The sequence below is a fragment of the bacterium genome, assembly GCA_036524115.1.
Classification (GTDB): Bacteria; JAUVQV01; JAUVQV01; order JAUVQV01; family DATDCY01; genus DATDCY01.
The window spans coordinates 1-2,252 of sequence record DATDCY010000053.1 but is presented as its reverse complement, the minus strand read 5'-3'; the positions used below and the strand labels follow the sequence as shown (position 1 = coordinate 2,252).

Sequence of the window (2,252 nt, the reverse complement as noted above, 5' to 3'; positions counted from 1 at the left end):
GTCGTCGCACCTGGCGCGCCGTCGGGGCGCGCGCCGCGGCCGCAGCGGCATTGGCGGCGATCCTCGCAGCCGCGGGGGCCTGCGCGCCGGCGGGCGCGAAGTACCCCGAGGTCCGGGCGGTCGACGGCACGGTGTCCCTGGAGGCCGCGGACGTCGCCGCCGGGAGCGTCCGCTTCTTCACGTTCCGGGACGACGCCGGCCGGGCGGCGGACTTCTTCATCTACCGGGACAGCGGCGGCACCGTGCGCGCCGCGTTCGACGCCTGTCGGACCTGCGCCCGCTGGAAGAAGGGGTACCGACTCGAGGGCGGGAAGATGGTCTGCATCAAGTGTGGCATGCGCTTCGAGCTGGATACGCTCCCCACCGGGATCGGCTCCTGCGTGCCGGTCGCGGTGCCCGTCGAGCGCACAGGCGGGCGCCTGGTCATCGCCGCCAAGGCGCTCGAGGAGGGGGAGCGCTACTTCTAGGCGGCCACCGCCGGTTGACATCCCAGGGGCGGCGCGGGAAGATCGGGCGCATGCCGATGAAAGCCACGCGCGGGGGCGCCGGGAACTGTGGCCCCGCGCGGCCGCCGCGCATCCGCGGCACGAGCCCGTCGGCCTCGACCTGCCGGCGGCTGCTGGCGGCACACGCCGTCCCGGAGCACATCCAGCGCCACAGCCGGCAGGTCGCGCGCGTCGCGCGGCAGATCGGCGCGGCCCTGCGCGAGCGGGGCGAGCCCATCGACCTCGCCCTGGTGGAGGCCGCGGCGCTCCTCCACGACATCGCGAAGGCGCCCTGCCTCGAGAGCCGCCTCGACCACGCCGCAGAGGGCGGCCGCGTCCTGCGGGAGCTGGGGCTGCCGGCCGTCGCCGCGGTCGTCGAGCGGCACGTCCACCTCGGCCCGTCGGACCCCGCCGGGCCGGTGACGGCGGCCGAGCTCGTCAACTACGCCGACAAGCGCGTGCTCTACGAGGACGTGGTCAGCCTCGCGGCGCGCTTTCGCGACCTCATCGTCCGCTATGGGCGGGGGCAGGTGGAATTCGAGGAGCGCATCCGGCGCAACTGGACGCTGATGGACGCGGTGGAGGCGAAGATCTTCGCGAGACTCCCCATCGGACCCGGCGACGTCCGCACCCGGCGGGCGCGGCGCGGCGGCGCGGGCCGGTGACCGCGCACGTGCCCGTGCGCGTCGGCGTCTACGGCGGCACCTTCAACCCGATCCACCTCGCGCACCTCATCCTCGCGGAGGACGTCCGCGATCGCCTCGGCCTCGACCGCGTGCTCTTCGTCCCCTCGAACCTGCCGCCGCACAAGGGCGAGTCGCTCCCGAGCGGCGCGGCGCGGCTCGCGCTGGTGCGGTTGGCCATCCGCGGCAACCCCGGCTTCGGCGCCGTCGACCTCGAGGTGCGGCGCGGCGGGCTCTCGTACACGATCGACACGCTGCGGGCGCTCGCGGGACCGCGACCGGGCGAGCGCGAGCTGTACTTCCTGATCGGCATGGACGCCTTCGCGGAGATCCGCACCTGGCACGAGGCCGGCCGGCTGGCGGAGGCCGCGAACTTCGCCGTCTTCCCGCGCGTGGGCTTCCCGCTCGAGGATCCGCGGCGCCATGCCCCCACGGCCTGGGGCCTCGGGAACGAGCGCCGAACCCCGGAGGGCGTGCGCGCCTGGCGCACCGCCGCCGGCACGCGCGTGCTTCTGGTCCCGACCGAGCAGCTCTCGATCTCCGCGTCCGCGGTCCGCGCGCGCGCGGCCCGGGGCGCCTCGATCCGCTACCTCGTCCCGCCGGCGGTCGAGCGGGCGATCCGCCGCGACGGGCTCTACCGGCGCGGCACGACTGGGGGGCGGGCGACCGCCCCGCGACACACGAAAGGAGCCTGAATGGCAACGGCGAGGAATCTGGTGCGGGCCGCGATGGAGGCCGCGCAGGAGAAGAAGGCCCAGCAGATCAGTGCGCTGGACGTGCGCGGGCTCTCCTCCGTGACCGATTACATGGTCGTCTGCACCGGCAGCTCGGACACGAACGTGCGCGCGATCGCCGAGGGCGTGCAGGAGAAGCTCGCGGAGAAGGGCGAGCGGCCCCTGTCCGTCGAGGGACTGCAGGATGCCACGTGGGTCCTCATCGACTACGTGGACTTCGTCGTGCACGTCTTCCACGCCGAGAAGCGGCTCTTCTTCGGCCTCGAGGAGCTCTGGGCCGACGCCAAGCAGATCGTCCCGCCCGAGGGCCCGGCAAAGGCGCCGGCGCGCAGGGGCGAGCGGACGGCCGC

General features: G+C 74.7%; 4 protein-coding genes. All 4 read left to right on the top strand.

Annotated features, from left to right (window positions below; genetic code table 11):
- A partial coding sequence (locus VI078_02445; protein ID HEY5998142.1) for a Fe-S-containing protein occupies positions 1-467 on the top strand: 467 nt, incomplete at its 5' end.
- A 50-nt stretch (positions 468-517) separates the two neighbouring features.
- The gene (locus tag VI078_02440; protein ID HEY5998141.1) at positions 518-1,150 is read left to right on the top strand and encodes an HD domain-containing protein; all 633 of its coding nucleotides are present in this window, start codon (positions 518-520) and stop codon (positions 1,148-1,150) included.
- Entirely contained in the window at positions 1,147-1,863 is a 717-nt protein-coding gene (nadD, locus tag VI078_02435) for a nicotinate-nucleotide adenylyltransferase (protein ID HEY5998140.1), read from the top strand. The genes VI078_02440 and nadD overlap by 4 nt, the downstream gene beginning before the upstream one ends.
- Positions 1,864-2,252: ribosome silencing factor (gene rsfS, locus VI078_02430; protein HEY5998139.1), on the top strand; the 389-nt coding region annotated here is incomplete at its 3' end.

Bases quoted from the DNA above. Each gene is read 5' to 3' on its own strand.
- VI078_02440 (HEY5998141.1), top strand. From the start codon at position 518: ATGCCGATGAAAGCCACGCGCGGGGGCGCCGGGAACTGTGGCCCCGCG.